The following is a 6,913-nucleotide window of genomic DNA, read 5'->3' as shown; positions in this document are numbered from 1 at the left end:
ACCGCAGGCGATATACACCTTCGGGCGTACGGTCACGCCGGTCTGGCCAATCTGGCGGTCATGATCGGCAAAGCCCGCGTCGATAGCGGCACGGCTTGCGCCCACTTCGGCGTGGAGTTCCTTCGCCAGTTCGAACAGCATGTCGAAGTTTTCCTTGGAGCCCATGCCGTAACCACCGGCGACCACGATGGGTGCGCCCTTGAGGTTGTGCTTGGCCTTTTCCACATGGCGTTCGAGCACCTTGACCACGTATTCCGTTTCCGGCACGTACTTGGCCACGTCGTGCTTGATGACTTCGCCCTTGTAGTTCGGATCGACAATTTCCTTCTTCATCACGCCTTCGCGCACCGTCGCCATCTGCGGGCGGTGTTCCGGGTTCACGATGGTAGCAACAATGTTGCCGCCGAACGCCGGGCGAATCTGGCAGAGCTGGTTTTCGTAGAACTTCTTCACGCCGCCGATGCTCATTTCGAAGCTGTCGATTTCGAGTTCGGTACAGTCGGCGGTAAGGCCGCTGTGCATGGCGCTGGAAATACGCGGGCCGAGGTCACGGCCAATCACCGTTGCGCCCAGCAGGCAAATCTGCGGCTGCTCTTCCTTGAAGAGGTTCACCACGAGAGAAGCGTGCGGGTTGGTGGTGTAGGGGAAGAGCCCTTCGGCGTCAAACACGTGGACCTTGTCCACACCGTAGGGGAACACCTGCTTTTCAATTCCGTCGAGGCCCTTGCCGGCACAGATGCATTCGAGCTGAACGCCGAGCGTGTTGGCGAGCTTGCGGCCCTTGGACAAAAGTTCGAGGGAAACGTCGACAACGGTCGTGCCCTCAATTTCGCAATATACAAATACGTTATTCATAGGCTAGCCAATAATCTTCCCGTCTAAAAGTTCCTTGATAAGTCCTTCGACGTCGGCGTCGCTTGCGGTGAGCGTGCGGCTTTCCTTCGCCTTGAACACGATGTTCTTGACAGCCTTCACGTTCGTCGGAGAACCGGCCTTACCGATCTGGGCAGGGTCTGCGTCGATGTCGGCGGCACCCCACTGCGGAATGTTCAGGTAGGGCTTCTTCACGATGAGGGCTTCGTACTTTTCGGCGTCTTCCGGCTTGCGTTCGGCAACCACCGTAGCGTTCTTGAACTTCATGAGGCGCTTTGCGTTGCGCGGACGGCACGGGGCCGCACTTCCGTTCACGGTCACGACCAGCGGGAGCGGTGCTTCCACCGTTTCCACGCCACCGTCGATGTGGCGGCGGATAACGACCTTCTTGGCCTTTTCGTCGAGGGAGAGAATTTCTTCGGCGTAGGTCACCTGCGTGAGGCCGAGCTTTTCTGCAATCTGCGGACCGACCTGTGCGGTATCGCCGTCGATAGCCTGGCGGCCACCGAGAATGATGTCGTAGTCGCCAATCTTCTTGACGGCCTGGGCGAGCGTGTAGCTCGTAGCGAGAGTGTCAGCACCACCGAGCGGGCGGTCCGTCACCACGAAACCTTCGTCGGCACCGCGGTACAATGCTTCGCGGACGACTTCGGCAGACTTCGGGAGACCCATCGTCAGCACAGAGATGGTGGAACCCGGGAACTGGTCCTTCAAACGAAGGGCTTGCTCCAGGGCGTTCAGGTCTTCGGGGTTGAAGACCGCGGGCAATGCGGCACGATTGATGGTTCCCTGCTCCGTCATGGCATCGGGGCCCACGTTTCGTGTATCAGGTACTTGCTTAGCAAGCACAACGATTTTAAGACTCATTATATCCTTATAGTGTTGAATTTACGTTTTATGTTTTGCTGTGTACAAGATAGAAATTATCGGGTGCTCCGCCCCGACCTCCAGTAGAGGTCTTTCCCACGTCATCTCCGCATAAGAAAATTGACGTTTTTTTGTAATAAAATACTTTGGCTTAAATGCGAAAAAAGCCCGATTTGAGATTCAATCGGGCTTAACGTGATTTCAAAGTATATTATACTGCTTATTTCACTTCCACGTAAACGCCCTTGGGCAGGTCGGGGAGGGATCCGTTGGCGTTGCGCGCCCCTACGGGCTGACCGAGCACGTTGAATATCCTGTTCCCGGGCTTGCCGTAACGAGCCTTCTCGATATTGCGGATGATGGTGGTGCCGCCTTCGATTGTCACCTTGATTTCGAAGGTGACCTGCTTGCTCCCGTAAACGAGCGCTTGACGCACGGTGAATGTGTCCCCGCCCTTGACCTTGTTCGGCATGTGGCCGATTTTCGTGGTCATGGTCGTAAGGTCCACGTTGGAGAACACGATGCTGGTGCCGTTCGGGTCCCAGGCAACGATTTTTCCGCTATTGTCGAACCAGTGTCCGGTGCCTTCGCCGGTAGTGTTGCTGTTGAGGCTCCCGTCGGGTTCCACTCCGTAGAATTCTACTTTGTCTTCAATTTCGGTCCGCTTGATGCCGAAAATGCTTGCGACTTCGTTGCCGTTCAGGTCGAGCGTTACGGGCGCATAGTTGTCGCTTATCGGGAGTGTCGTTTTGAGCGCGATTTTCTGGACCGTGATTTCGACAGAACTGCTGGATGCGGGTTCCGACGAACTGGACGATGGCTCGGAACAGTTCTCGCCGATGCAGAACGTGAGCGTCTCTCCGGGGGTCCCGATGTCGGTGATTTTCAATCCCGTCTTGGAACCGTTGTACCAGCGGATAGCGGGGTAGGCGTCATCTGAAAATTCCGCGTAGGTCCCGCTCTTGAAGAACGTGTTGGCGGTGCTGCCCGGGCTTGGCCACTGGTCAGTTACGGCATCGCTCGTTTTGCCTGCCGCGCTGGCGTGCACGATTCGGAGTCCGAGTTTGTCTGCGGAGGAATTTCCTTCAATCGAAAAGTCGTAATGTTGCATCAGGAGGCCGCTACCTGCTAGGACTTTGTTACGGCCTTTATTTTGTACGTAAGACCAGACGAGGCCTTCCTGGTTTGGCCTTGCGGGGTTCTTGTAGCGGTAGCAGAATTCACCCGGTTTCGTAACTTCAAGGCTTGTTATGTTGTCTACATCTTCGCTGGTGATGTCCACGAACGGAATCCAGCCCTGGTCCGCACGGTAGAAGTCGTTTATCGCCACCGGGTTCAGGTCGTTCGCGCGGTTGCCCATGGTGCAGTAGTCGCCGTACCAGTAGAGGTCCGGCCAACCGAAGATCATGTGCCCCGATTCATGCACAAAGACGTATATCGAAAACTTGCCCGGCATGTCCGTCATCTGGTGGTGCGTGAGCCGGACTCCATCGCGCTTTTCGTTGGACCATCCGGAATGCGGCCAGAGCCCCTGACCCCATGTCTGTCCGGGGCCTGCATACACGATGTTAATGGCTTCGGTGGTGCCGTCCTTGTCGTTGTCGTAGCGTGAAAAATCGACTTGTGAATCGAAATACGCGAAAACTTCTTTCATCAGCGAATCGGAACCCGAGTATCCCTGCAAACCTTCGTACCATGATTTAGGGTGCTTTGCGCGGTACCAACCGTAGACTTCGTTCGTGAGGTCCAGCTGCCCGTTGGAAACGTCTAGATAGTAGTCGCGCACGGAACCGTTGCAACCGTCCCTATTGAAGCCTTCCTTGTTGAGCCATTCCTCGACTTCGCTCACCGTAACGGGGGCGGGCTTGTCCGAAAAATCGACGAGCAGGGTAAGGCTGTAGATTTTGCCCTTGGGGGCGGCATAGTGGCTCTTGGTCGTGACCGCGGTCGTTTTCGTGAGGGTGCGGTTGTTGAATGTGGGCATAGCCTCGGCGGGCCATTCCTGGACGCGCTTCCCCTGGTACACGATGTCGGCGAACGCCATCGCGGGCAGCATCAATGCGATAAGACTAAAAAACGGAATCCTGTTTTTCATAAACATCCCTCTGCGAGAATCATACACCCGATGTTAATATATTCTTTTTTGGGACGAAGCGGTTGCCTGTAGCAAAGAATCCGTGTTAAAGACGTGTAATAATTTGTTGCTTGTTTTTCCTCCCCGCAATTTATTACATTTTCGGATATGAAATTCAAACGCATTCTTCTCAAGCTCAGTGGCGAAGCCCTCGCAGGCGAAAAGGGCCACGGTATCGATAACCAGATTCTCTCCGACATGGCGTCCGAAATTGCCTCCATCGTCAAGCAGGGCGTGCAGGTCGCGCTCGTGATTGGCGGCGGCAATCTCGTCCGTGGCATTTCCGCTTCTGCAGGCGGCATGAACCGCGCCCAGGGTGATGCCATGGGCATGCTCGGCACCGTGATGAACGGCCTCGCCATGCAGGACGCCCTCGACAAGCAAGGAATCGACTCCGTAGTGATGTCCGCCATCCGCATGGAACCGGTCTGCGAATTCTTCGACCGCCGCAAGGCTTTAAAGCTCCTCTCCGCAGGCTCCGTCGTGATTTTCTCCGCCGGTACGGGTAACCCGTTCTTCACCACCGACAGCTGCGCTGCTCTCCGCGCCATCGAAAGCGAATGTGATGTGATTATGAAGGCCACCAAGGTCGACGGCATCTACACCGCGGACCCGGTCAAGGATCCGACAGCCACCCGCTTCGACGATATCAGCTACAAGGAAGTCATTTCCCGCGGCCTCAAGGTCATGGATACCGCCGCCGTCGCCCTCTGCATGGAAAACAACATGCCCATCTTCGTGTTCAAGATGGAAAAGGGCAATTTGACCCGCGCGGCCATCGAAGGCGACCTCGGTACGCTGGTCCACTGCTAGGGATTTTTACTTATATTTAACTACGGAAACAAACCATCAACTCTTAACTAACTAGTGACTAATGACTAGTGACTAGGAACGAACTATGGCAGACTATACCGAAAAAATGGACAAGGCCATCGAGGCCACCGAACGTGAATTCTCCAAGATCCGCGCTGGCCAGGCTAGCCCCGCTATCCTCAACGACGTACGTATCGACTACTACGGCACCCCGACGCCGATTTCCCAGGTGGCGAAGATTTCTGTGCCCGAACCGCGTATGCTGCTCGTGACCCCGTGGGAAAAGCAGCTCGTCGACACCATCGACAAGGCGATTCTTGCGGCAAATATCGGCGTGACCCCGATGAAGGACGGCAACTGCATCCGCGTGTCGCTTCCCATACTCACGACCGAACGTCGCCAGGAACTCGCGAAGGTGGCCCGCAAGCATGCCGAAGAAGGCCGTGTGGCTATCCGTAACATCCGCCGCGATGCGAACGACGCCATCAAGAAGAACAAGGACCTGCCCGAAGACGAAGTCAAGAAGCAGCAGGACGAAATCCAGAAGGCGACCGACAAGTATATCGCAAAGATTGACGCTATCCTTGCCGAGAAGGAAGCGGACCTCCTCAAGGTGTAGTCCGGGGCGACCGTGGCGAACCAGCTTAGACATGTTGCCATCATTATGGACGGTAACGGGCGTTGGGCCCGTAGCCGCGGGCTAGAGCGTTTTCTCGGGCACCGCAAGGGCACGCAGGCGACCATCGACGCGGTGGAAGTTGGCGTGAATCTGGGCCTCGAGCACATGACCCTCTACGTGTTCAGTTCCGAAAACTGGGGCAGGCCCAGCAAGGAAGTGGATTACCTGATGAACCTCCTCATCGAGATGGTGGTGAAGGAAATCCCCGACCTCATGGAGAAGAACGTGAAGCTCAAGGTTATCGGGAACATGGAACGCCTGCCCGAAAAGCCGCGCGCGAGCCTCCAGTCCGCCATCGACAAGACGGCGAACAACACGGGCATGCAGCTGAACCTCGCCATCTCGTACGGTGGCAGGCTCGAAATCGTGGATGCGGCGAAGGCTATCGCCACGCAGGTGCAGGCGGGTACGCTCAAGATCGAGGATATCGACGAGAACGTGTTCGCGAAGAATTTGTATTTGAAGGGCGCTCCCGATCCGGACTTGGTTATCCGTACCGGTGGCGAGTTCAGGCTTTCGAACTACCTGCTCTGGCAGGCCGCCTATAGCGAGTTCTACGTGACGGACACGCTGTGGCCCGACTTTACCAAGGAAGAGTTCCTGAAGGCCGTTGAGTTTTTCAAAACCCGCGAAAGAAGGTTTGGGAAGGTGTTGCATGAGTAACTTGGCTCAGCGTTTGTTGACGGCGTTTATCGCCATTCCTATAGTGTTCGTGTTGCTGTGGTTCTGCGACTACAGCCGTATTGGCCTCATGTGCTTCCTTGCGGGCGTGGGCGCCTGGGAATGGGCGGGCATGGTCTCCAAGATGTACAAGGGTCCCGACATGCGCTACCTCTCGTTTGCGGCAAGCTTTGCCCTCACGCTGGCTTGGGCGCTTGCCTCGGGCGGGTTCTTCGGGCTGACCGCCGTGCCTTATGTTGTCGGGATGACGGCAATGCTTGTGTTCGGCCTGTATATCGCCATCGCCTACGCGAAGGTCGAAATCGATCACATGTTCCCCTGGATGGTGATGCACCTTGCGGCCCCGCTCTACCTCGGACTTTGGGGTGGTATCAACGTGCAGATGATGGGCAACGGACAGGGTCTCGAACACTGCTATCCGTTTATCCTCGTGATGACCTCCGTGTGGCTGTGCGATACGGTCGCGTATTTCTTCGGAAAGTTTGCTGCGGGCAAGGGACCCTTCGGACGCCATCCGTTCGCTCCGAACATCAGTCCCAAGAAGACTTGGGAAGGCTCCATTGCCGGTTCTGTCGCAACTATCGCGTGGGTCGCCTACTGGGCCAAGTGCAGTTCCGCCCTTGCGGTTTTCAACGTGCGGCTCGACTGGACGCTCGCGGTCGTGCTTGGACTCCTGATTACTGTCGCGGGCCAGGCGGGTGACCTCCTGATGAGCGCCCTCAAGCGTTGGAGCGGCACCAAGGATTCGGGCAACCTGTTCGTGGGGCACGGTGGCGTGCTCGACCGCTGCGATTCCTTCTACCTCGCGGCCCCGATGCTCGTGCTGCTGATGGATTTCTTCAAGAATATTGCCTAAAAGTCAAGGA

7 protein-coding genes are annotated in these 6,913 nt (G+C 56.4%); 4 read left to right on the top strand and 3 right to left on the bottom strand.

Features of this window, described 5'->3' with window-relative positions; all coding sequences use genetic code 11:
• The 3 genes from B2952_RS11895 to B2952_RS11885 form a co-directional block, all read right to left on the bottom strand.
• The coding region (locus B2952_RS11895; protein WP_290728355.1) for an electron transfer flavoprotein subunit alpha/FixB family protein at positions 1–855 on the bottom strand (855 nt) is incomplete at its 3' end.
• 3 nt (positions 856–858) lie between these two features.
• Positions 859–1,740 carry an electron transfer flavoprotein subunit beta/FixA family protein gene (locus tag B2952_RS11890; protein WP_290734166.1) on the bottom strand — a complete coding sequence of 294 codons (882 nt, stop codon included), beginning with the start codon at positions 1,738–1,740 and terminating at the stop codon, positions 859–861.
• A 220-nt stretch (positions 1,741–1,960) separates the two neighbouring features.
• Entirely contained in the window at positions 1,961–3,835 is a 1,875-nt protein-coding gene (locus B2952_RS11885) for a M6 family metalloprotease domain-containing protein (protein ID WP_290728359.1), read from the bottom strand.
• 147 nt (positions 3,836–3,982) lie between these two features.
• Here B2952_RS11885 and pyrH point away from each other — a divergent pair, with 147 nt between their 5' ends.
• From pyrH to B2952_RS11865, 4 genes are all read left to right on the top strand, one after another.
• Positions 3,983–4,687, top strand: a complete 705-nt coding sequence (gene pyrH / locus B2952_RS11880; RefSeq protein WP_072827780.1) for a UMP kinase — start codon at positions 3,983–3,985, stop codon at positions 4,685–4,687.
• 85 nt (positions 4,688–4,772) lie between these two features.
• A complete protein-coding gene (gene frr, locus B2952_RS11875; protein ID WP_290725782.1) occupies positions 4,773–5,306 on the top strand; it encodes a ribosome recycling factor in 534 nt (177 codons plus the stop codon).
• A 12-nt stretch (positions 5,307–5,318) separates the two neighbouring features.
• Positions 5,319–6,029, top strand: coding sequence for an isoprenyl transferase (locus tag B2952_RS11870; protein ID WP_290725784.1), 711 nt, complete (start codon positions 5,319–5,321; stop codon positions 6,027–6,029).
• Positions 6,022–6,903, top strand: a complete 882-nt coding sequence (locus B2952_RS11865) for a phosphatidate cytidylyltransferase (RefSeq protein ID WP_290725786.1) — start codon at positions 6,022–6,024, stop codon at positions 6,901–6,903. Before B2952_RS11870 ends, B2952_RS11865 begins: the two co-directional genes overlap by 8 nt.
• The last annotated feature ends 10 nt before the right edge of the window (positions 6,904–6,913 follow it).

This window comes from Fibrobacter sp. UBA7003, assembly GCA_002449765.1.
In the GTDB taxonomy this organism is placed as follows: domain Bacteria; phylum Fibrobacterota; class Fibrobacteria; order Fibrobacterales; family Fibrobacteraceae; genus Fibrobacter.
The sequence above is the reverse complement of the archived record's forward strand: the minus strand, read 5'-3'. Positions and strand labels throughout refer to the sequence as shown.

What these genes read in the sequence shown, in the direction of transcription:
- B2952_RS11890 (WP_290734166.1), bottom strand. Translation starts at nt 1,740, where the DNA reads ATGAGTCTTAAAATCGTTGTGCTTGCTAAGCAAGTACCTGATACACGA.
- B2952_RS11885 (WP_290728359.1), bottom strand. Translation starts at nt 3,835, where the DNA reads ATGAAAAACAGGATTCCGTTTTTTAGTCTTATCGCATTGATGCTGCCC.
- pyrH (WP_072827780.1), top strand. Translation starts at nt 3,983, where the DNA reads ATGAAATTCAAACGCATTCTTCTCAAGCTCAGTGGCGAAGCCCTCGCA.
- frr (WP_290725782.1), top strand. Translation starts at nt 4,773, where the DNA reads ATGGCAGACTATACCGAAAAAATGGACAAGGCCATCGAGGCCACCGAA.
- B2952_RS11865 (WP_290725786.1), top strand. Translation starts at nt 6,022, where the DNA reads ATGAGTAACTTGGCTCAGCGTTTGTTGACGGCGTTTATCGCCATTCCT.